This is a genomic window from Streptomyces sp. NPDC058964, assembly GCF_042741275.1.
Classification (GTDB): Bacteria; Actinomycetota; Actinomycetes; order Streptomycetales; family Streptomycetaceae; genus Streptomyces.
In genome coordinates this window covers 1-21973 of sequence record NZ_JBHYKH010000101.1, presented here as the reverse complement: position 1 = coordinate 21973, position 21973 = coordinate 1, and the positions used below count along the sequence as shown (strand labels likewise).

Below are 21973 nucleotides of genomic sequence, written 5' to 3'. Positions count from 1 at the left end.
GGCGTGCGGGGATGACGGACGGCTCCAGGCGCCCCCTGGACATGACCAAACTGCTAGCCGCCCGCTACCGGGCGGCGAGCGACCGGCCGTATCTGGCGTCGGCGCTGTACGCCCTGACCGTCCTTCCGAGCACGGAAGTTCCGACGATGGGGGTGGACCGGCACTGGCGCTGCTACGTGTCCCCCGCCTTCGTCGACGCGACGCCGGTCCCCGAACTCGCGGGCGTATGGGTGCACGAGGTGGCACACCTGCTGCGCGACCACCACGGCCGGGCCGGCCGGCTCCCCGCCGCCGCCCAGCGCGACTGGCACCGCGTCAACGTCGCGCAGGACTGCGAGATCAACGACGACCTGCTCGCCGACGGCCTGCGCCTGCCCGACGGGCGGATGGAACCCCGCCTCTTCGGCCTTTCCGAGGGCCAGTTGTTCGAGGCGTACCTCGACCTGCTGCCGCCGCATGTGCGGGCGCCGGACTGCGGATCGGGCGCCCACGGCCGGCCCGCGCCCTGGGAACTCCCCGGCTCGGCCGGACCCGCACGGCTCGGCGAGGTCGAGGCGCAGGCCCTGCGGCGGCAGACCGCCGAGGCGATGCGTGCCCATCAGCGTGCCCGCGGCTCCCTGCCCGGGGGCTGGCAGCGCTGGGCCGAGGAGGTCCTGGAACCGACGGTGGACTGGCGGCGGGCGCTGTCCGGCGCTGTCCGGGAAGCCGCGGCATGGGCCGGCGGAGCCGTCGACTACACGTACCGCCGCCCTTCGCGCCGTACCCCGGCGCTGCGCGGCGTCGTCCTGCCGAGCCTGCGCCGCCCCCTGCCGCGGGTGGCCGTCGTCATCGACACCTCCGGTTCGATGGGTGACGCCGAACTGGCCGCGGCCCTCGGGGAGGTGACGGGCGTCCTGCGCGAGGTGGGTGTACGGGGCAATCGCGTGACCGTGCTCGCGTGCGACGCCGACGTGCACGCCGTGTCCCGGGTGACGGCCACCGAGCAGATCACTTTGGGCGGCGGTGGCGGCACGGACATGCGTGTCGGCATCGAAGCGGCGCTCGCGGCCCGGGACCGCCCGGGCATCGTCGTCGTCCTCACCGACGGACTCACTCCCTGGCCCGACGAGAACCCACCCTGCCGCATCATCGCGGCCCTGGTCGGCTCCGCCGCGGCGCAGCCACCGAGCTGGGTGGAGACGGTACGCATTCCCACCTGACGTACCGCCTCCCGGACGTGCGACGCACGCCCCGCCCTGTACGTCATGAGGCTCACCGTGCCGGGCGGTGTCCTGTTTCATGGCGGCGGCCCGATGGCCATCGTTCGGTTCCTGACCGGACCCCCTCGTCCGCCGGCCGCCCGCCCCGCACCCGCGGGATTCGAACGCGAAGTGCCGGGAGCCGGCGTGATGCCGCGCGGATCCGGGACGAACCGGCCGAGTGGTCCCGGCTGCCGTCAGGCCGCCGACCAGGTCCGCATGACGACGGACTCGCACACCGGCGCCACAGCTGGATAATCCTTGCCGGGACAACGTTCCAGGAGCCGATGACAGCCCTGGTCGGCAACCCCGGCGGAGGACATGATGACGATTCCGGTACAGGTCCGGCTCCAGGCGGCAGCCGTGCGAGCACTCTTTGCGCTGCCCGGCCCGCTACGGCGGCTGATCGCGGGCGCACCCGTACGACGCGACGGCCAGGAGCTCGCCCTCGACGCGCAGTTGCTGCTGCTCCTGATGCGGCTGTCCGGCAACCGTCTGGTCGACCCCGGCGGAGTCGGCCCCACCCGGGCGGCCACGGACCTGGGCCGGCATGTGGTGAGCGGCCCGCCGATCGAGCCCGTGGCCACGCGGGAGATCACCATCCCCGTCGAACACGGAGAGCTGGCGGCCACGTTGTACACACCGGCCGGACTCGACACGCCGTCGGGACTGCTGCTGTTCTTCCACGGCGGAGGCTGGGTGGTGGGCAGCCGGACGAGTCACGACAACACCGTGCGTTTCCTTTCCGAGCGGGCCGGGGTCCGCGCGCTGTCCGTGGAATACCGGATGGCTCCCGAGCACATCTTCCCCGCAGCGGTCGACGACGCACTGGCAGCCTTCGACTTCGCCCACGCCAAGGCCGCCGACCTCGGCGCCGACCCGGAGCGGATCGCCGTCGGCGGCGACAGCGCGGGTGGCAATCTGGCCGCCGTCACCGCTCAGCTGGCCACCCGGCGCGGCGGACCGGCGCCCGCCTTCCAGTTGCTGTTCTACCCCGCGACCGATGCCTCGCGGCACCGGCGCTCGCGCGCACTGTTCGCCGACGGCTTCTTCCTCACCAGCGCGGACATGGACTGGTTCGCCGACCACTACGCGCCTGAGAGCGTGGATCGCACGGACCCGCGGCTCTCCCCGCTGCTCGCCGCCGACCTCACCGGACTGCCCCCCGCCTACATCGCCACTGCCGGCTTCGACCCGCTCCGCGACGAGGGCGAGGCCTATGCGCGGAGCCTGTCCGAGGCCGGGGTGACGGTCGCGCTCAGCCGCCAGCCGGACCTCTTCCACGGATACGTCAACTTCCTCGGCATCGGCCGCCGGTTCCGCGAAGCCACGGCCGAGGCTGCCGGTGCACTCCGACTGGCCCTGAGCCCGCGGTGAAGGGCCGAGCCCCCGGAAGTCACCCTCCATGAAGACGGCGGATACGGTTTGACCGTCGGGTGCGACCGGAACCGTGTCCCCGCACGGCAAGTCCGGCGGGACCGTCCGGCAGCGGACCTGAGGGGACCGGAAGCAGCCACCGTCCACACGTTGGCAACCGCAGCAGGCCGACGAGAGCGAGGGCGTGGGCGGTGACGGCCCACTGCCGGTTGCCGTCGGACATGCCGAGGCCCGTTGGGCCGAAGGCGGCGCGATGTGCACGACGGTGGCGTCGAGGGCGGCCGTCAGCTGGGCGAATGCGATGAAGACGCGTGCTTTCCAACGGCCCGCGTCGAGGGCGTCACGGTCGTCCCGAGCCCGTGCGGCGGCCGTTCGGGACATCAGCGCAGCCCCTCTCGATCCCGCTCGGCTCATCCCGGCGCAGACGCCTGACCCACAGTCTGAGAGGGTCCCGGTGCCCGACCGGTCGGCCGATAGGAGGACCGTGCGGCCGGGTATGGGCGCCGGGGGTGTACGGGGCGCGTTCGCCCTCCGATTCCCCCGATCGGCGCTCCGCGGCGGATCCGCTGGGAGCTCACAAGGATGGATCGAGGTCCCATCGGTCCCGAGCCTCGCGGCGCAGCTCGTCGGGCCGGCCTGGCGGGCTACGAGGCATTCGGCAGCGGGCCCTGGGCGGGTCTGGACATGGCGTACAGATGTTGGACAATATTTCCAGACCTGATGCCTCCGTCGAAGGGACCACGACCATGCCCGACGCCCAGCCCGTCACCCTGCGAGACGTCCAGGACGCGGCGGCGCGGATCGGGGGGGTGGCCCACCGCACGCCCGTACTGCGCTCACGCACGCTGGACGAGCTGGTCGGCGCCCAGGTCTTCGTCAAGTGCGAGAACCTCCAGCGGGTCGGCGCCTTCAAGTTCCGCGGCGCGTACAACGCCGTGTCCAGGCTGTCCGCCGAGCAACTGGCGAAGGGAGTCGCCGCGTACTCCTCCGGCAACCACGCGCAGGCCGTCGCGCTGGCCGCCAGGGAGCTCGGCACCACCGCCGTCATCCTGATGCCGGAGGACACACCCCGCTCGAAGATGGAGGCGACCGCCGGCTACGGGGCGGAGGTCGTCACCTACGACCGCTACACCGGCGACCGGGTCGCGATCGGCGAGGCCCTCGCCGCCGACCGCGGTCTGGCGCTCGTGCCGCCGTACGAGCACCCCCACGTCATCGCCGGGCAGGGTACGGCCGCCCTCGAACTCATCGAGGAGGTCGGGGACTTGGACGCCCTGGTCGTACCGGTCGGCGGCGGCGGTCTGATCGCCGGCAGCGCCACCGCCGCGAAGGGGCTGCTCCCCGGCATCCGGGTCATCGGGGTCGAGCCGGAAGCCGGCGACGACACCAAGCGGTCCCTCGAGGCCGGGCACCGCGTCTCCGTCCCCGTGCCCCGCACCATCGCCGACGGCCAGGCCGCCGACATCCCCGGAGAACTCACCTTCTCCATCAACCAGCAACTGCTGGACGGCATCGCCCTGGTCGACGACGACCTGATCCGTGACGCGATGCGGTTCGCCTTCGAACGCATGAAGACGGTCGTCGAACCCAGCGGCGCGACCGGTCTTGCCGCCCTGCTGGCCCACCGGACCGGCCTCGACCCGGCTGCGCGCCGGATCGGGGTGATTCTGTCCGGCGGCAACATCAGTGCCCAGCGCTTCGCCGAACTCCTCGGGGAATGAGGCGGGTTCGGGGCGCGGACTCGGGAGCCGTGGGCGCTGCTGCTCGGCCGGCCGGTGCCGGGCCTGCGTCCGGTCGACGGGAGCTCGGCCGTGGGGACCTGCCGGAACGTGAAGACCGAGTCCTTCGTCGCCGGCCGCCGCCCGGTCGTGATCGGGCGATGCGGCTCGGTCCGCGCGTACGACGGTGATCCAGCGCACGGCGATGGGCGTCCTCACCTGCCGTGCAGCGCATCGAGCAGGCGGCCGTGCAGTCCGGCGGGCGCGGCGAGGAAACTCCCGGACCCGGCCGTCCACGGGTTTCCTTCGGTGTCGCTGACCACGGCGCCGGCCTCGCGGGCGATCAGGGCGCCGGGCAGCAGATTGGCCGCGTCACGGCCGAACTCCCAGAAGCCGTCAAGGCGTCCGGCCGCGGTGTCGGCGATCTGCCATGTGGTGGGACCGAGACTGCGGACGGCGGCCACCGCCGGCAGAACCGCGGCGAACGACCGGCCCGCCTGCGCTGCGGCCTCCGGCTGGCGGGCGACGAAGGGCGGGTGACCGGTCGTCACGACAGCGGCCGCCGGATCCGTCTTGGCCGAGGGTGCGATCGGGCGGCCGTCACGCGTCGCGCCGTCACCCCGCGCCGCGAGGTACGTCTCGCCCAGCAGCGGGGAGTGCAGTGCGGCCGCAACCGGCTCGCCGTCGCGGACGAGGGCCAGGCTCACGCAGAACTGCGGCAGGCCCTGCAGGAACTGCACCGCGCCGTCCAGCACGTCCACCACCCACACCTCGCCCACCGTGGGCGGTCCGGCCAGTACGTCCAGTTCGTCCGCCCACTCGACTCCCGGCCGCAACTCCTCCAGGCGCCGGCGCAGGACGGCTGCCCCCGGGGCCTCCGCCGCCTCGAAGGCCTCGGCGAACTCCTCGAAGGAGGTGGCCCGTTCGGGCCGTGGGGTGGTCAGCAGCAGTTGCCCCGCCTCCCGCGCGGCGGCGGCCATGGGGGCGAGCAGATCCCGGTACGTCATCGTCGGCTCCTCGGCTGGTGCGCTTTCGGTGTTCCGATCCTCACGCGACCGTGCCGTCGTTCGTCTCTCGGGCAGCGAGAAGTGAGCGATACTGACCTTCATGACTCTCGAAACGGTGGATCGGGTACTCGACGCGTGGGATCAGCGGCTGGTCGCCGCGCTGCAGTGCGACGGGCGGCTGACCGCCGAACGGGCCGCCGAGGTCCTCGGGATGAGTCCCCGCACCGTGCACCGCCGCTGGCGGGCCCTGATGGCCGACGGGGTGTGCCGGGTGATCGCGCTGCCCGCCCGGCCGGACCCGGTCGGGGCGCTGTTCCTGCGGATCCGGGTGCTCGGCGGCAGACTCGACGCCCTCACCGCCGCGCTCGCGGCCCGCCCCGACGTCCCGTTCATCGACCTGTCGGCCTCCGGCGACGAGATCCTCGCCGTCTCCTGGACCCGCCCCGGCAGCCGGGACCACCTGGTCTTCCGGGAGCTGCCCGCCACCCGGGCGGTCACCTCGGTGTCGGCGGTGACGGTGCTGCACGCGTTCGCCGAGGCCTCCGACTGGCGGCACCAGGTGCTGAGCGAAGCCGAGCGCACGGCCCTTGCCCCCGACCGGACGCCCGAGCGGGCCGAACTCGACGACGTGGACCGGGCGGTGCTCGCCGTACTGGAGGACGACGCACGGGCCCCGGCGGCCGCCGTGGCCGCCCGCACCGGCCATCCCGAGTCCACCGTGCGGCGCCGCGTCACCCGTCTCGCCCGGACCGGCGCTCTGCTCACCCAGGTCGTGGTCGACCCGAGGCGGCTCGGACTGGACATCGACGCGAACGTCCTGATGCGAGTGGCCCCCGACCGGCTCGACGCCGTCGGGCGCGCGCTGGCCGTCCACCCCGCGGTGCACGGCGCGTTCGCCACGACCGGCGCGTCCAATCTCCACGTCGCGGTGTGGGTACGCGACCTGGAGCACCTCTACCGGTTCATCACCCGGGATCTGGGCGGGCTCGGCGTCGACGGCGTCGAGACCGTCATCGTCGGACAGGCGGTCAAGCGCCCCGGAAAGCCGGCCGAACTCCGCAGACCCTGACCGCGTCCCGGCACGACCGCCGTCCCTCGACTTCCGTCACGCACCCCAGGGGCCGGCCCGGCCTCCGCTGAACAGGGGCCGGAGGACCGCCTCGATGACCGCGGTCGAGGAACTCCTTGCCGGGGCACCCTGACGGCCACCTCCTCCACGCAACCGAGGAAGCTGCTTCCCTCAGTCCCCGTCCCGGCGGGAGACCTCCACGTTCTCCAGGATGCCCAGCGCGTCCGGCACCAGTACCGCTGCCGAGTAGTACGTGCTGACCAGGTAGGAGATCACCGCCTGTTCGTTGATGCCCATGAAGCGGACGTTCAGGCCCGGTTCGACCTCGTCGGGGATTCCCGTCCGGTACAGGCCGATGACACCATGGTCGTCCTCGCCGGTACGCATCGCGATGACCGACGACGTACGGTTCCGGGTGACCGGGATCTTGCCGCACGGCAGCAGGGGCACCCCGCGCCAGGCGGGCAGCTTGTGGCCGTTCAGCTCGACGCTGCCGAAGTACAGCCCCCGCTTGTTGCACTCCCGGCCGAACGCGGCGATGGCCCGCGGGTGCGCGAACAGCAGGCGCGTGTCGCGCCGCATGCTCAGCAGCTCGTCCAGGTCGTCGGGGGTCGGCGGTCCGGAGCGGGTGGAGATCCGCTGGTCGTAGTCGGCGTTGTGCAGCAGTCCGAAGTCCCGGTTGTTGACCAGCTCGTGCTCCTGTCGCTCCCGCAACGCCTGGACGGTCAGCCGGAGTTGCTGCTCGGTCTGGTCCATCGGCCGGTTGTAGAGATCGGCGACCCGGGTGTGCACCCGCAACACGGTCTGCGCGACGCTCAGTTCGTACTCGCGCGGCTCCGGCTCGTAGTCCACGAACGTGCCGGGGACGTCGGGCTCGCCCACATGCCCCGAGCTGAGCTCGATCTCTGCCTCGCCGGAGCCGTTGACCGCCCGGTGCCCGTCCAGCCCGGCCAGCTCCACATGCGCCCGCAGGTCGCCGTGGCGCTCGGCCACCTCCAGGTACGCCGCGTGCGGCAGCGCCAGCACGACGGCGGCCGTCGCCGCACGCGCGGTGAACCGCCAGCCACCGTCGATGCCGGCGAGCACATGGCCGCCGAAGGTGTCGCCGTCGCTCAGCAGGCCCACCACCGTCTCGTCGCCGTACGGGCCCTCGCCGACCTGCTCCACCTTGCCGTGCGCGACGAGGTACACATGGTCCGCCGGCCGGCCCGCCGTGGCGATCACCTGTCCGGTGGCGTACTCCCGCTGCTCGAACCGCGCCGCCAGGGCGTGCAGTGCCTCCCCGCCGCAGAACCCGCGCAGCAGCGGCAGTTCGCCCAGCTCCGCGGGGACCACCCGGACCTGCGCGCCCGTCCGGACGAACGTCACCCGCCCGTCGCCCAGCCGATACGACAGCCGACGGTTGACGCGATAGGTGCCGCCCGGCACGTCCACCCACGGCAGCATGCGCGTCAGCCACCGTGAGCTGATCCCCTGCATCTGGGGCTCGGACTTGGCCGTCGTCGTGAGATTCCGTGCCGCGGCGGTACCGAGGCTCTGCTGCTCCCGCTCCTCGGCACCCGCCGCGGGCGCCGTACCGGTCTCGACCGACATGCTTCCTTCTCTCCTGTAGCACCGGTGACGGCTGTGGTGCGTGCCGTCACCTTCCGTGGCTACAGGTACCCTCGGCCGGTCACGTCGAGTGATGACTTGTGAGGGCGTGCGAGGCACGGTCCGGCGCGAACTGCCCCCCGCACCTCCCCCGGTTCCTCCGGCGGCACCCGGTTGGCGGTATCCGGCGCGCGTCCCGGGGAGGAGTTGGCCCGGCCGCCGTGTGCACGGAGGAGTGGCCGGGCCCCGACGGGCGGGCGTCCCTCGCGCACTCCAGCGCCTCGCTCCACCCGGACGGGAATGAGCGGCGCCGACCCCGCTCACCCCAGCGGCGATCACCGATCGCCGCGAGCACAGGGTAGGCGTACGCAGAGCGACCGGCAGTCCGCAATGCGTGGCCGATGTCGGCACCGGGCGGTACCAGGGCGAGGCCCCGGTCCTGATGTCCGCACCGGGCGGAACCAGGGCGAGGCCCCGGTCCTGATATCCACACCGGCGGAACGAGGGCGAGGCCCCGCCCAAGGTCCCGCCCATCCGCACCCCGCACCCGCGACGCCGCATCCGGCGCCCGCACCGGCCGAGCCCGCACGGCCGCGACGGCGAGGTCCGTCCGGCGTCCGTGCCCCGTCCGCGACGCTCCCGCCGCCCCCGGAGCCGGCGCGGTTCAGAATGACCGCATGGCATGGATCTCCGCCGTGGCCGGGGCACTGGTGCTCGTACTGGTCCTCAGCAGCATCCTGCGCACCCTCGTCGTACCCCGCGGCCTGTACTCCGCGCTGGTGTTCCGCCTGTGGTGGCTGCTGCGCAGACTGCTGCGGCTCACCCGCCGACGCGGCGGGTACGAGGCCATCGACCACGCGCAGGCCTGGCTCGCCCCGCTGATGCTCATCGGGATGCTCGCCACCTGGCTCGGCGGGGCGCTCCTCGGGTTCGGGCTCCTGCTGTACGCGCTGTCCCCGCTGTCCTGGGCCACCGCCTTCCGGGAGGCCGGCTCCAGCCTGTTCACCCTCGGCTTCGCCAGCGGCGACCGGCTGAAGCTGTCCGTGCTCGACTTCGTCGCGGCGGCCACCGGCCCGGTTGTCATCGCCCTGCAGATCGCCTATCTGCCGACTCTCTACAGCGCGTACAACCGGCGCGAACTGGAGGTCACCCTCCTCCAGTCCCGGGCCGGCGAGCCCGCCTGGGGCCCCGAGATCCTGGCCCGGCAGTGGCTCGTCGAAACCGAGACCGCGCTGCCCGAGCTGTACCGCGCATGGGAGCGGCTGGCCTCCGACATGGGCGAGAGCCACTCCACGTACCCGATCCTGCTGACCTTCCGCTCCCCGCGCCCGTACCGCAGCGCGCTGGTCGCACTCGTCGCCGTCATGGACGCGGCGGCCATGCAGCTCGCCCTGGCTCCGCGCGTCGCCCCGCCGGAGGCGCGCCTGGTGCTGCGCGCCGGATTCTCGGCCCTGCGGGACATCGCCCGTGCGGTGCACATCCCCTTCGACCCGGACCCGGCTCCGGAAGCGTCGGTACGACTCACCTTCGCCGAGTTCGAGGCCGCGGTGGCGAGACTGGAGGAGGCCGGCTTCCGGCCCGAGCGCCGCGCCAAGGAGGCATGGCTGCACTTCCGGGGCTGGCGGGTCAACTACGAGGCGATCGCCTACGAGCTGTGCCGCCGCTGCGACGCGGTCCCCGCCCTGTGGACCGGCCCGCGCGACTTCCCCGCGCGCCCGGTTCCGCCCCGGCGTCCGATGGACCGCCGCCCTGGCGAAGGTCGGCCGGAACTGCCCCCCACCGGGGGGTGGCCCAGCAGCTCCGGAAGGGAAGATCCCAGCGGAGGAACCGGGTGAGCGAGAGGGGCGGATGGTCGTGAGGGTCGTCCTGCTGGGTACGGCCGCGGGCGGCGGCTTCCCGCAGTGGAACTGCGCCTGCGCGTTGTGCGCGGGGGCCCGGGACGGCAAGGTGCCCTCCCGCACCCAGGAGTGCCTGGCGCTCACCGGGAACGGACGCGACTGGTGGCTGCTCAACGCCTCGCCCGACATCCGCACCCAGCTCAACGCCACCCCCGCGCTGTGGCCGGGGCCCGGCCCGCGCGACACCCCGCTGCGGGGCGTGCTGCTGACCGACGCCGAGGCCGACCATGTCTGCGGGCTGACGGTGCTGCGGGGCGCGGCGGGCCTGAAGGTGTACGCGGCCCCGCCGGTGCGCGCCGTGCTCGCCCCGGTCCGCGGAGCGCTCGACCGCTATGCCCCCTGGGAGTGGGAGGACAGCCTGGCCGACGGCGGATTCGTGCTGGCCGGCGGCCTGGTCGTCACGGCCCACCCGGTGGGGACCAAGATCCCGAAGTACGTACCGCTGCCCGAGGGGAAGCCGGACGACCGGTGGGTGACGGCCTACCGCGTCGAGGACCTGGCCACCGGGGGAGTCCTGGTCTACGCGCCCTGCGTGGCCGGCTGGTCCGCCGTCCTGGACGAACTGTGCGCGTCCGCCGACTGTGTCCTGTTCGACGGCACGTTCTTCACCGCCGACGAGATGGGGTCGGCCGTGCGGCCCGCCGCCGGGCAGGAGGCACTGGGACACCTGCCGGTCGCGGGGCCGGGCGGCAGCCTCGCCGCCCTGGCCCGGTATCCCGGCAGGCGGCGCATCTACACCCGCCTCAACAACACGAACCCGCTGCTCGACCCTGCCTCGGCCGCCAGGTCGAGGGTGGCCGACGAGGGCGTGGAGATCCTGCCGGACGGAGCCGAGTTCGTCGTCCAGCCCGGTCCGGCCCTCTAGCCGGCGCTCTCCTCCGCGGCCTGAAGCATCCGCGCCAGCACCGCCCGCTGCATCGGCTGCACCTCGGCGTGCAGGTCGCGGCCCTTGCGGGTGAGCTCGACCCACACCCCGCGCCGGTCCTCGGCGCAGACGGAGCGTTCCACCAGCCCGTCCTTCTCCAGGCGGGCGATCAGCCGGGACAGCGCGCTCTGACTGAGATGGACCCGTCCGACGAGGTTCTGCACCCGGCAGTGGTCGCCCTCCCGCGGTGACTCGGCGGCCAGGAGGTCGAGCACCTCGAAGTCGCTCGCGCCCAGGCCGTGCGGGTGCAGGACCCGGTCTATCTCGCACATCGTGCGCGCGTGCACCGACAGGATGTCCCGCCAGCGTTCCTCGAGCCGGGCCTCGGCCGTCTTGACTGCCATACCCGCACGGTAACACCGATCCGGCCAATTGTTGAGAGTGCAACTAGTGCGGGTGCAAGCAGTCGTACGGCCCTCACGCAGCGGTACGGAGAACGGGGCTCAGGCGGACGTGTCCTGGATGAGGCCGACGAGGTTGCCGTCGCCGTCCTTCAGCGAGGCGATCAGCCTGCCGCCGCCGACCTCCTGCACGTCCTGGAGCAGCTCGGCGCCCGCCTCCCGCAGGGCCGCGAGCCGCGCCCGGATGTCGGACACGTGCCAGTACGGCACCGGGCCGGTCATGCCCTTGGAGTGTCCGTTCGGGTCGAGGCCCACGTCCTGCCCGGCGTCCTTGAAGCCGACGTAGTAGGGCTCGTCCGCGTAGGGCTCCACCTCCAGCAGGGCGGTGAACAGGGCCTTGGCCCGGTCGAGGTCCTTGACGGGGTAGATGATCGTCTGGAGGCCGGCAGTCATGGTGAAGTCACTCCTCGGTGCTCGCGGGGCCGACGGGTCCGTCGGTGGTTTCACGCTAGGCCCGGGGACCGCGGGGCCGCTTCTCCGATCCTGACCGGTTGCGGCCCCGCCCCGCTATTCGCTGTGCAGCACCTCGGCGACCGTCAGCCGCGCCGCCCGCCGCGCCGGTACGAAGGCACCCAGGAGTGCGATCACCAGCCCCGCCAGGCCGAGTCCGGCCAGGGTCCGGGCCTGCCAGACGTCCGTCACGTACGACGGCAGGGTGATGTCGATCGCGGCGGCCATCCGGGGTATCACCAGTTCGTAGCCGAGCACGCCCAGCGGGATGCCCAGCACCGAGCCGATCGCCCCCAGCACCGCCATCGAGGTCACCATCATCGCCGTGACCTGGCGCGGCGTCATACCGATCGACTTGAGCATGCCCAGGTCGCGGCGCCGGTCGTGGGTGTTCAGGACGACCGTGTTGAACACACCGAGCGACGCGACCACGGCGAGCATCAGGGTGAGGACCGCGGCGGAGCCGATGATGGTCCGCGTGGTGTTGTTCGGACCGTTCAAAGTCGGGCTGATGCCGCGGTCGGCAGCCCCGGCGGCGCGGGCGTACGCCTGTGGGTCCGCGCCGTCGCGCAGCTTGACGTGGTAGGCGATGGGACGTTCCCGCGGTGCCAGGGCGGTGAACGTCGGCCAGTCGCCGGCCAGCACCCGGTTGTTGTCCATCATCGTCTCGCCGACGATGACGACCTCCTCCCGGCGGTCCCCCAGCTGCAGCCGGAGACGGTCGCCGACCCGCATGCCGTTCTGGCGCAGGAACGCCGAGCCGGCCGTGACCTCTCCGGTGCCGTGCGCCCACCGGCCCCTGGTGAGCATGCTGTCCAGCCCCGCGTCGCCGCGGCGGCCCTCCAGCTCGACCCGCAGCCCGGTCCCGGCGACCAGGGCGTTCACGTCTCCGCGCGCGGTGACATGGGTCGCGCCCGGCAGTGACCGCAGGAGCCGCTCCAGCGCGCGGTCCCCGTGCTCCGGCTGGATCTCCCTGCCGTGCCGGAAGCTGCTCGCGTACACGGTGACGTCGTACGGGTCGGGCCCCGGGCTGCTGAACCGGGTCATGGTGGTGGCCAGACCGGTCGCGAACGTCACCGTCGTCACACCCAGGACCACGGCGGCCAGCGTCAGCGCGCTGCGTCCCGGCCGGGCGAAGGGCAGTCCCGCACCCAGACTCACCGAGCGGGCCAGCCGGGTGCCCGCCAGCCGCCGCTGGATCGCCAGGGCCCGTCCCGCGCGCGGGGCACTGCCCGCACTGATCGCCCGCGCCGTCGGCAGCCGCCGCGCCCGCAGCGAGGGGGCGAGCGCCGCGAGGAGACAGACGGACGGCATGCCGAGCAGCGCGACGACGTTCACCCAGGGCGCGATGCCGACGCTGTCGTGGAACACACCCGCGTCCGGCCCCGTGAACACGAACTGGAAGAAGGGATGCGCCAGCAGGTTGCCGCATACCGTGCCGAGCGCGCAGCCGAGGACGGCGGGTACGGAGATCATGGCGAGGTACACGGCCAGCACCTGCCCCGGTGTGAACCCGAGCGCCTTGAGGATGCCGATGTGCCGGAAGCCGGAGATCACCGCACCCCCCACGACGTTGGCGACGATCAGCACCGACACCAGGATCCCGAGGACGCCGAAGGCCATCAGGTAGGGCGCGAACGCCCTCGCCGAGGCGCCGATGCGGTGCTTGAGCAGCAGATACGACTGGGTGCCCGTCAGCGCGTCGTCCGGCAGCCGGTCGGTCACCGGGGCCAGCCCGGCCCGCAACTCCTCGTCGGACGAGGCCTTGTCGAAGCGGAACAGCATCTGGGTCGTGGCCGGGTGCAGGGCCGCGATCTGGTCCGGGGCGACCCAGGCGTCGGCCGTGCGGCTCAGCTCGAAGCCGAATCCGACGATGGTGAGGGTCGGCCCCGAGGGCACCCGGAGCTTCTTGCCCAGGTCGTCCGCGGTCCAGTCCGGCTGCCGGTTGACCACCACCTCGCCGGGCCTGACGGCCCAGTGGCCCGCCCACAGGTCCACCTTGTCCACCGCCCCGCCCGGACCCGGCCGGCCCACGACCGTGATCTCGTCGCGGAGGCCGTAGTCGCCGCGACCGCGCGGGACCGTGAGGACCGCCTGGGCGAACGGCCCCGACACCGCCTCGACCCCCGGCGCCCGGGCCGCGCGCGCGAGTTGCGAGTCCGACACCCGGTCCCGGTCGAACGCGGCGGTCACATGCGGTCCCCGCTGCTCGGCGAAGGCCCGGTCGAAGGGCCCGGACGCCGCGGCGACCAGACCCAGCGCGACCACCGTCGACCCCGTGGACACGAGCGTGACCAGCCAGATGACCAGCGTCTGCAGCCGGCGTCTGCGCACCGCCGCCCGCGCGGCCTTCCACACCGCCCTCATGCCGCCGGCTCCAGGGCGTGCTCGCCGGTCACCCGGCCGTCGGCGAGCCGGACCAGCCTGCTCGCGCAGCGCCGGGCCAGATTCTCGTCGTGCGTGACCAGGACCAGCGTCTGGCCGATCTGGTTGAGGTCGAGCAGCAGGTCCATCACCTGTTCCCCGGCCCGGCTGTCCAGCGCGCCGGTCGGCTCGTCGGCCAGCAGGAGGGCCGGACGGTTCATCAACGCCCGTGCCACGGCGACGCGTTGCCGCTCGCCACCGCTGAGCACCGCCGGATAGGCGTTGCGGCGGTCCGCGATGCCGAGTTCCTCGAACAGTTCCAGCGCGCGGCGGCGGGCCTGCCGGGCCGGGCAGCCGGTCAGCTGCGCGGCCAGCGCGACGTTGTCGAGGGCCGACAGGTCGTCGATGAGGTTGAAGAACTGGAAGATCATGCCGATCCGGCGGCGCCGGTAGAGCGCGAGACCCTTCTCGCTCAACTCCCCGACGTTCTCGCCGTGCACGACGACCGTGCCGCCCGAGGGGCGGTCCAGACCGGCGATCATGTTGAGCAGGGTGGACTTCCCGCACCCCGAGGGCCCCATCACGGCGACCGCCTCCCCGCCCCGGATCTCCAGCGACACACCGCCCAGCGCCACCGTCTCGCCGTACTCCTTGCGTACGCCGTCGAGTCGTACGACGGCTTCTCCCGTTCCCGCCTCAGTGACCATGCGCATGACGCTAGAGGGGCGACGACGGTCCCGGCATCCTCCGCCGGACGGCACCTGGGTCCGGCCTCATCCTGGAGATGCAGTTCGCTGAATCCACGGGCCGATGCGGAGGCCGGACCCGTCTGCGAGAGTGAACCCATGGGGGAACAGGACGTGTTGGCGGCCGCGCTGGGCCTCGCGTGCGCGGCCGTCGCAGGGCTGGCGGCCGCCCGGGTGCGCACCCGGCGCCGGTGGCAGGCGGCCGTGGGGGAGCGGGGCTGGCTGCTGGAACGGGAGCGGGAGAGCGCCGCGAGTGCCGCGGTCGCGGACGAACGCGACCGCATCGCCCGTGAGTTGCACGACATCGTCAGTCACAACGTCAGCCTCATGGTCGTCCAGGCCGGTGCGGCCCGCGAGGTGCTGCGCACGATGCCCGACCAGGCGGCCGTCGCGCTCGGGGCCGTCGAGGACGCGGGACGCGGTGCCATGACCGACCTGCGTCATCTGCTGGGCCTGCTGGCGCCCTCGCCGGCCGGCGAGGACGTGGACCCGGGACCGGGCGGCGGCCGCCAGGACGCGCCGCCCGCCCCGCAGCCCGGCCTCGACCGCCTGGGACCCCTGGTCGACCGGATCTCGTTCGCCGGGCTGCCCGTCGAGGTACGGATCTCCGGCGACCCGCGCCCCCTCCCGCAGGGCATCGACGTCACCGCCTACCGCATCGTCCAGGAGGCCCTGACCAACGCGCTCAGACACGGCGACGGCGGCAAGGCGGAGGTGACCGTGCGGTACGCCGACCACGCCCTGCGTGTGGAGGTCCTCAACACCGGTCCCAGCGTGCTCACCGGTTCCGCATCCGGCCGGCCGGCGTCCCCCCGGCGCCACGAGGGCGCGGGGCGCGGGCTGATGGGCCTGCGCGAGCGGGTCGCGGTGTACGGCGGCGACCTGGACGCCAGACGCCGACTGGGCGGCGGCTACCGGGTCCGGGCACGCATACCGCTGGACCGACCGTGACCGCGGCCGAGGCCCCCGCCGCAGAAGGTCCCCGTGTGCCCGGCAGCCCGATGGATCCGGAAAGGCCCCTCATGACTCCCGCCGTGCATCCGGAAGTCCCGGCCACCTCGGTGGCCGCAACGGAGCGGTTGCCCCGGGTACTGATCGTCGACGACCAGACCCTGATCAGGACCGGATTCCGGCTGATCCTGACGGCCCGGGGCATCGAGGTGGCGGGCGAGGCCGCCGACGGGGCCGAGGCCGTCGCCGCGGCGCGTGAGCTGCGGCCGGACGTCGTGCTGATGGACATCCGCATGCCGAACATGGACGGGCTGGAGGCCACCCGGAGGATCCTGGAGCAGACCCCGGACTGCCGGGTCCTGATGCTGACCACGTTCGACCTGGACCGGTACGTGTACACGGCCCTGTCCCTCGGCGCGAGCGGCTTCCTGCTGAAGGACGTCACCCCGGAACACCTGGCGGCGGCCGTACGGCTGGTGGACACCGGCGACGCCCTGCTGGCCCCGTCGATCACCCGGCGGCTGGTCGAGCGCTACGCCGCCCAGTCCGAGCGGACCCCCGCGGTGCCCGCGGACCTGGCCGCGCTGACGCCCCGGGAACGGGAGGTGCTGACCCTGATGGGCCGGGGCCTGTCCAACACCGAACTGGCCGTCGAGCTGACGCTGAGCGAGGCCACGGTCAAGTCCCACGTGGCGCGGATCTTCGCCAAGCTGACCCTCCGCGACCGCGCCCAGGCGGTCGTCCTCGCCTACGAGACGGGCCTGGTCAGACCGGGGGAGCGCTGACCGTCCGCACCGATGCGCCACGTCGACTCGCGACGCACCCGCTCCGTGGGCAGGATCACCGCCGCCGGGTCCTCGCCCCCGATCCGGGCGAGCAGTACGCGGACTCTCGTTGCACGTAACCCACCTTGGAGCCCAGCCAGATCGGCTTGCCGCGGACGACCGGCGGCACGCCCGCGTCGCGACAGCTGCTCCGTGGCCTCGGCGTCTTCTGCTGGGAGGCCACCCCGGACCGCCGTCACCGGCAACGGCTGGGACCCGGCCGACGCCGGCTCCGGCGACGGACGGGAGACCCAGGCCCCGTTCGGTTACGACGGCAAGGCGCCCTCCTCGATGACGTGGTTCGGCCACCGCTGAGCCTCCACTGACCGGGCCCGGCCGCAACAGGGGACGGCCGGGCCCTCCCCTCTCTTCCTTGTGCCACCGGCCCTCCGGGGGCACCCGGGCCGAACAGCCCTATGCCGTAAGGACGTTCGGTCCCGGACAAGGGTCGTGGAGTCCCGGACGCGGCGGTGCGCGCTGCGGGACAGTGGGAGGCCAAGGACGACTCGGCCCGGACGGAGGCGACGAGATGCTGAGGACTCCCGTCGGCGAAAGGCGCCTGGACATTCTGGAGTGGCTGAAGGACCCGGCCGCCCACTTCCCTCCGCAGCGCCACGGCGATCCCGCGGAGGACGGCGTGACCGCACGGGCCGTCGCCGCGAAGCTCGGCGTGTCCCGCCGGGTCGCGGACACCCACCTTGGCCTTCTCACCCGTATCGGCCTGCTGCGCACCAGGCGGATCGGGCACCGCACCTACTACCGGCGCGACGAGGTCCGGATCGCCGAGGTGGCGCGGATGTTCGAGAAGGGCTGGTGACGGGTTCCCGCCCCCGTCAGATGGGTCTCCCGAGTCCTTCGGAAGCGGTTGCCGCTCCGCTGCCGCCGTCGGGACGGCGAGGGCTGTTCGCCCGGTGTGCCGGTCTCGGCCGCCCAGGCGGTGAGCGCCATGTCCCGGGGTGACGACGGAGCCGAGCCGCGCCCGCCCCGAACGCGGCAGGCTTCCCACCTGGATGACGAACCACTGTGCACTGCGGGAGAGTTGCCCCGAGGTGGCGCACGGCCGGGCGCCGACGAAGCAGAGAGGCAGGGCACGCATGGACCGTCCCACCGTACTCGTCCCCCGTCAGCACGTCGCCATAGGCGGCCACGGCCCGGAGGACGTGGTGGCCGACGCCCGTGGCCGTGTCCTCACCGGTGTCGACGACGGCCGCATCCTGCGCATCGACGGGCTCACCGGCCCGGCCGCGGCCCGCGTGGAGGTGCTCGCCGAGACCGGCGGCCGTCCCCTCGGCCTCGAGCTCCTCCCGGACGGCGACCTGCTGGTCTGCGACGCCGAACGCGGACTGCTCCGGGTCGGCCTCGACGACGGCGTCGTCCGCGTCCTCGCCGACTCGGTCGCGGGGGAGCGGCTGCGGTTCTGCAGCAACGCGGTCGCCCTCTGCGACGGCAGCGTGTATTTCACCGTCTCCAGCCGCCGCTACCCCCTCGCCCACTGGATCGGCGAGGTCGTCGAGCGGACCGGCACCGGACGCCTGCTGCGGCTCCCGCCCGGCGGGGACACCCCGGAAGTCGTGCTGGAGGGGCTGCAGTTCGCCAACGGCCTCGCACCCGCCGCCGACGAGTCCTTCCTCGTCGTCGCCGAGACCAGCGCGTACCGCCTCACCCGCTTCTGGCTCACCGGCCCGCGCGCCGGACACGCCGAACCCTTCGCCGAGGACCTCCCCGGCATGCCCGACAACCTCTGGCGCGGCCGGGGGGACGGCCCGATCTGGGTGGCGCTGGCCGGCCCGCGCGTCCCCCCGCTGAACCTGCTGCACCGGACCCCGCCCGCCGTGCGCCGCGCCGCTGCCCGGGCCGCCGTGCGCGCCCCGTACCGCCCGACGGGCACGATCGGCGTCCTGGCCCTCGACGACGACGGCCGTACGGTCCACCACCTCACCCGCCGCGGTTCCCGGTTCCGCATGGTCACCAGCGTCTGCGAGACCGACGGACACCTGATCCTGGGGAGCATCTGGGAACGTGGCGTCGCGGTGTGCGAGCGGCCCGCGAAGTGACCCCCGCGTACGCCCGGCGGTACCCTGTTGCCCGGCCGTGATCACCCGGCAGCGGGGCCGAACAGGAGACGTACGACCATGACCGCCCCGGAAGCCGAGAGCCTCCGTGCCCAGCCCAGCCCGTCCAGGCGGTCCGCCCGGCGTGCTCAGATACCGGTCCTCGCCGTGGTCGCGCTCGGCGGCGCGCTCGGCGCGACGGCCCGTTACGCCCTCTCCCTGTGGTGGCCCACGGCGGCCGGAGGCTTTCCCTGGGCGACGTTCGTGACAAACGTCACCGGCTGTGCCGTGATAGGCGTGTTCATGGTGATCATCACCGACGTGTGGGCCGCCCACCGCCTCGTGCGCCCCTTCTTCGGCACCGGTGTGCTCGGCGGCTTCACCACCTTCTCCACCTATGCCGTCGACATCCAGAGACTGGTCGACGGCGGTCACCCCGCCAAGGGGCCGGCCTACCTCGCCGCGACCCTGTTCGCGGCCCTCGCCGCGGTGTGGCTCGCCTCCGCCGCGGCCCGACGCGTCCTGACCGGGAGGCAGCGATGACCAGACTCACCGGGCGCGCCCTGCGTGTGACCGTCTACATCGGCGAGAACGACACCTGGCACCACAAACCCCTCTACTCCGAGATCGTTCACCGCGCGCACGCGGCCGGTCTCGCCGGCGCCAGCGTCTTCCGCGGCGTCGAGGGTTTCGGCGCCTCGTCGCGGATCCACACCTCGCGGCTGCTGTCGCTGAGCGAGGACCTCCCCGTGGCCGTCGTCATCGTGGACACAGAGGAGCGCGTACGCGCCTTCCTCCCGCAGCTCGACGAGCTGGTCACCGAGGGACTGGTGACCCTGGACGACTGCGAGGTCATCCGGTACGTCGGCCGCGACGACAGTCCGGGCAGAACGGACTCGAAGGGTAAGAAGTCGTTGTGAACTGGCTGTTGGTCGTCCTCGGGGCCGTGATCGGTGCTCCACTGCGCTACCTGACCGACCGCGCGGTGCAGTCGCGCCACGACTCCGTCTTCCCCTGGGGCACGTTCGTGGTGAACATCACCGGCTGCCTGATCCTGGGGCTGCTGACGGGCGCGGTCTCGGCGGGCGCCGCGAGCACACACCTCCAGCTCCTGCTGGGCACCGGGCTGTGCGGGGCCCTGACGACCTACTCGACGTTCTCCTACGAGACCCTCAGGCTGACCGAGACGGGTGCGGGGCTCTACGCTGCCGCCAACGTCGTCGCGAGTGTGACGGCGGGGCTCGGTGCGGCCTTCGCCGGGGTGTCGGTCGCCGAAGTGCTGTGGGCGTAGGCACACGGCGGTTCACCCGGCATAGTAAGACTGTCTACAGCACTGTCGACCAACTCCTCAGAACTGGATCCCATGAGTGCCATCTCCGTCGGTCAGGCCGTCGTCCTCGGAGTCGTCGAGGGGGTGACCGAATTCCTCCCCGTGTCCTCCACCGGCCACCTCAAGATCACCGAGGGGCTCATGGGCATCCCGGTCGACGACAAGTCGGTCGTCGGGTTCTCGGCGGTGATCCAGGTCGGCGCCATCGCCGCCGTGCTGCTGTACTTCTTCAAGGACATCGTGCGGATCGTCTCGGCGTGGGGCCGCGGTCTGCGCAACCGTGAGGAGCGCTACCACCACGACTACAAGTTCGCCTGGTGGGTGATCTACGCGACCGTCCCGATCGTCGCGGTCGGCCTGGCCGCAAAGCCGCTGATCGACGGCCCGCTGGCCTCGCTGTGGGTGGTCGCGGGCTCGCTGATCGTCGGCAGTGGTGTGATGTGGGCGGCGGACCAGATGGGCCGCCACAAGCGCGGTGAGGACGACACCTCGTTCAAGGACGCGATGCTGGTCGGCTCGTCGCAGATCCTCGCCCTGCTCTTCCCCGGCTTCTCCCGCTCCGGTGCCACCATGTCCACCGGTCTCATCCTCGACCTGGACCGTGTCGCCGCCACCCGCCTCTCCTTCTTCCTGGGCATCCCGGCCCTGACCGGCGCCGGCGTGTACGAGCTGAAGGACGCCCTGGGCGCGGGCGTGGGCGCCGCCCCGCTGGCCGTCGGCACCGTCGTGTCCTTCGTCGTCGCCTACGCCTCCATCGCCTGGCTGCTGAAGTTCGTCGCCAAGCACTCCTTCAACGCGTTCGTGATCTACCGCATCGTCATCGGCCTGGTGCTGTTCGGCCTGCTCGGCGCGGGTGTGCTCGACAGCTGATCCGGAACCGGCCGGACCGGCTCGGTCCAACCCCATCGGGCGTGAAGTCTTCTTTCGGGCTTCACGCCCTTTGAATTTTTCCTTTCGGCGCCCTTGACATCACCCTCCGTCCGCCCGGAACATCTCTCCCGTGAACCTGTCAGACAGCCAGACAGGTGGTGCGGGACCGCGGCGCGTCAGCGCCATGGAAGCGGTGCTCGCCCACCTCCGCGGTGCCATCGAGCGCGGCGACCACGCCATCGGCGACAAGCTCCCCTCCGAGGCCGAGCTGTGCCGGACCCTCGAGGTCTCCCGCCCGGTACTCCGCGAGGCGCTGCGCGCCCTGCAGACGATGGGCCTGACGGTCTCCAGGACCGGCAAGGGCACCTTCGTGGTGGCGAACGCCGTCGAGGACCCCACCTTCGGCGACTACGCGGCCAGCGACCTGCTGGAGGTGCGCCGCCACATCGAGGTCCCGGTCGCCGGGTACGCTGCCCTGCGCCGCACCCCCGAGAACCTGGACCACCTGGCCCACCTGCTCGACCGCATGGAGCGGGAGACGGACACCACCGCATGGGTCGCGATGGACACCCTCTTCCACCTCGCCGTGGCCGAGGCGGCCCAGAACCCGGTGTTCCGCCGGGTCATCGAGGAGATCCGGGACGCACTGGCGCGTCAGTCGGCCTTCCTCAACCAGCTGGGCGGGCGCCGCGAGCAGTCCAACCGCGAGCACCGGGCCATCGTCGAGGCATTGATCGACGGCTCCGAGCTCGATGCCGTGGAGGCCATGTCGCACCACCTCGACCGCGTCGAGACGACCCTCACCGACATCGTGCGCCCCGGACACGCGGACACCCCACGGAAGGCGGACCCGAGGCGTGAGTGAGCAGCACCTCAACGGCACCGGCCTCTTCCCCGGTGCGGGCGGCCGCCTCGCCGACGCCGCCCCGTCCCTGTTCATCGCGTACGCGTTCTGCGGGATCCTCGCGTTCCTGGCCGTCCGCGCCCTCGGTGAACCGGTGCCGTACCGGCCCTCCTCCGCCTCGCCACCCGGGGCATGATCATGCTCTGTCACCCGCTCTTCCGGCGGAAGACCCAGCGGGGCGGGGCGCCCCCCCCCCCCCCGCGACGGGCGCCTGACCCCCGACCCCAACAGCAGATAGCGGCCGGCCCCGCCCCCTCGCC

General features: G+C 72.8%; 20 protein-coding genes and 3 pseudogenes. 17 read left to right on the top strand and 6 right to left on the bottom strand.

What is annotated here, in order from left to right:
- The first annotated feature begins 11 nt into the window (after nt 1-11).
- From ACFW2E_RS15465 to ACFW2E_RS15455, 3 genes are all read left to right on the top strand, one after another.
- The gene (locus ACFW2E_RS15465) at nt 12-1199 is read left to right on the top strand and encodes a VWA-like domain-containing protein (protein ID WP_384466559.1); all 1188 of its coding nucleotides are present in this window, start codon (nt 12-14) and stop codon (nt 1197-1199) included.
- A gap of 363 nt (nt 1200-1562) precedes the next feature.
- The gene (locus ACFW2E_RS15460; RefSeq protein WP_384466557.1) at nt 1563-2615 is read left to right on the top strand and encodes an alpha/beta hydrolase; all 1053 of its coding nucleotides are present in this window, start codon (nt 1563-1565) and stop codon (nt 2613-2615) included.
- A 746-nt stretch (nt 2616-3361) separates the two neighbouring features.
- Nucleotides 3362-4336: a pyridoxal-phosphate dependent enzyme gene (locus ACFW2E_RS15455; RefSeq protein ID WP_384466555.1), complete on the top strand. Its 975-nt coding sequence runs from the start codon at nt 3362-3364 to the stop codon at nt 4334-4336.
- 212 nt (nt 4337-4548) lie between these two features.
- Here the strand turns inward: ACFW2E_RS15455 and ACFW2E_RS15450 are convergent, their stop codons facing one another.
- A complete protein-coding gene (locus tag ACFW2E_RS15450; protein WP_384466553.1) occupies nt 4549-5340 on the bottom strand; it encodes an inositol monophosphatase family protein in 792 nt (263 codons plus the stop codon).
- 100 nt (nt 5341-5440) lie between these two features.
- Between ACFW2E_RS15450 and ACFW2E_RS15445 the strand changes: the two genes are divergently transcribed.
- Nucleotides 5441-6409, top strand: coding sequence for an AsnC family transcriptional regulator (locus tag ACFW2E_RS15445; RefSeq protein WP_384466551.1), 969 nt, complete (start codon nt 5441-5443; stop codon nt 6407-6409).
- A gap of 171 nt (nt 6410-6580) precedes the next feature.
- Here ACFW2E_RS15445 and ACFW2E_RS15440 read toward each other — a convergent pair whose 3' ends face one another.
- On the bottom strand, nt 6581-8002 hold the full coding sequence (locus ACFW2E_RS15440) for a family 2B encapsulin nanocompartment shell protein (protein ID WP_384466549.1): 1422 nt from the start codon (nt 8000-8002) through the stop codon (nt 6581-6583).
- A 674-nt stretch (nt 8003-8676) separates the two neighbouring features.
- Here ACFW2E_RS15440 and ACFW2E_RS15435 point away from each other — a divergent pair.
- Nucleotides 8677-9834 carry a hypothetical protein gene (locus ACFW2E_RS15435; RefSeq protein ID WP_384466547.1) on the top strand — a complete coding sequence of 386 codons (1158 nt, stop codon included), beginning with the start codon at nt 8677-8679 and terminating at the stop codon, nt 9832-9834.
- A gap of 13 nt (nt 9835-9847) precedes the next feature.
- Nucleotides 9848-10762: a pyrroloquinoline quinone biosynthesis protein PqqB gene (gene pqqB, locus ACFW2E_RS15430; protein ID WP_384466545.1), complete on the top strand. Its 915-nt coding sequence runs from the start codon at nt 9848-9850 to the stop codon at nt 10760-10762.
- Here the strand turns inward: pqqB and ACFW2E_RS15425 are convergent.
- The 4 genes from ACFW2E_RS15425 to ACFW2E_RS15410 form a co-directional block, all read right to left on the bottom strand.
- Nucleotides 10759-11166, bottom strand: a complete 408-nt coding sequence (locus tag ACFW2E_RS15425; RefSeq protein WP_384466543.1) for a MarR family winged helix-turn-helix transcriptional regulator — start codon at nt 11164-11166, stop codon at nt 10759-10761. The two genes, pqqB and ACFW2E_RS15425, sit on opposite strands and share 4 nt — an antisense overlap.
- A gap of 99 nt (nt 11167-11265) precedes the next feature.
- Complete coding sequence (locus ACFW2E_RS15420; RefSeq protein ID WP_384466541.1) at nt 11266-11616, bottom strand: VOC family protein; 351 nt, start codon at nt 11614-11616, stop codon at nt 11266-11268.
- A gap of 114 nt (nt 11617-11730) precedes the next feature.
- A complete protein-coding gene (locus ACFW2E_RS15415; RefSeq protein WP_384466539.1) occupies nt 11731-14040 on the bottom strand; it encodes an ABC transporter permease in 2310 nt (769 codons plus the stop codon).
- On the bottom strand, nt 14037-14744 hold the full coding sequence (locus ACFW2E_RS15410; RefSeq protein ID WP_384466538.1) for an ABC transporter ATP-binding protein: 708 nt from the start codon (nt 14742-14744) through the stop codon (nt 14037-14039). Before ACFW2E_RS15410 ends, ACFW2E_RS15415 begins: the two co-directional genes overlap by 4 nt.
- A 138-nt stretch (nt 14745-14882) precedes the next feature.
- Here ACFW2E_RS15410 and ACFW2E_RS15405 point away from each other — a divergent pair, with 138 nt between their 5' ends.
- The 11 genes and pseudogenes from ACFW2E_RS15405 to ACFW2E_RS15355 all read left to right on the top strand — a co-directional run.
- The gene (locus ACFW2E_RS15405; RefSeq protein WP_384466536.1) at nt 14883-15734 is read left to right on the top strand and encodes a sensor histidine kinase; all 852 of its coding nucleotides are present in this window, start codon (nt 14883-14885) and stop codon (nt 15732-15734) included.
- Between the two features lie 71 nt (nt 15735-15805).
- Nucleotides 15806-16519: a response regulator gene (locus ACFW2E_RS15400; protein WP_384466534.1), complete on the top strand. Its 714-nt coding sequence runs from the start codon at nt 15806-15808 to the stop codon at nt 16517-16519.
- A gap of 191 nt (nt 16520-16710) precedes the next feature.
- Nucleotides 16711-16873 (top strand): annotated as a pseudogene (locus tag ACFW2E_RS15395) (arabinogalactan endo-1,4-beta-galactosidase); the annotation flags it as partial.
- 214 nt (nt 16874-17087) lie between these two features.
- On the top strand, nt 17088-17375 hold the full coding sequence (locus ACFW2E_RS15390) for an ArsR/SmtB family transcription factor (protein ID WP_384466532.1): 288 nt from the start codon (nt 17088-17090) through the stop codon (nt 17373-17375).
- Between the two features lie 277 nt (nt 17376-17652).
- Nucleotides 17653-18612 (top strand): SMP-30/gluconolactonase/LRE family protein, encoded by a 960-nt coding sequence (locus ACFW2E_RS15385; protein WP_384466530.1) that lies wholly within the window; start codon nt 17653-17655, stop codon nt 18610-18612.
- Between the two features lie 78 nt (nt 18613-18690).
- The gene (locus ACFW2E_RS15380; protein WP_384466528.1) at nt 18691-19152 is read left to right on the top strand and encodes a fluoride efflux transporter FluC; all 462 of its coding nucleotides are present in this window, start codon (nt 18691-18693) and stop codon (nt 19150-19152) included.
- Complete coding sequence (locus ACFW2E_RS15375) at nt 19149-19529, top strand: DUF190 domain-containing protein (protein ID WP_384466526.1); 381 nt, start codon at nt 19149-19151, stop codon at nt 19527-19529. Before ACFW2E_RS15380 ends, ACFW2E_RS15375 begins: the two co-directional genes overlap by 4 nt.
- On the top strand, nt 19526-19900 hold the full coding sequence (gene crcB / locus ACFW2E_RS15370; RefSeq protein WP_384466524.1) for a fluoride efflux transporter CrcB: 375 nt from the start codon (nt 19526-19528) through the stop codon (nt 19898-19900). The genes ACFW2E_RS15375 and crcB overlap by 4 nt, the downstream gene beginning before the upstream one ends.
- Nucleotides 19901-19972: 72 nt before the next feature.
- Complete coding sequence (locus ACFW2E_RS15365; protein WP_384466522.1) at nt 19973-20809, top strand: undecaprenyl-diphosphate phosphatase; 837 nt, start codon at nt 19973-19975, stop codon at nt 20807-20809.
- 184 nt (nt 20810-20993) lie between these two features.
- A pseudogene (locus ACFW2E_RS15360) lies at nt 20994-21670 on the top strand (FadR/GntR family transcriptional regulator).
- Nucleotides 21671-21687: 17 nt separating this feature from the next.
- A pseudogene (locus ACFW2E_RS15355) lies at nt 21688-21834 on the top strand (L-asparagine permease); the annotation flags it as partial.
- Nucleotides 21835-21973 lie beyond the last annotated feature (139 nt).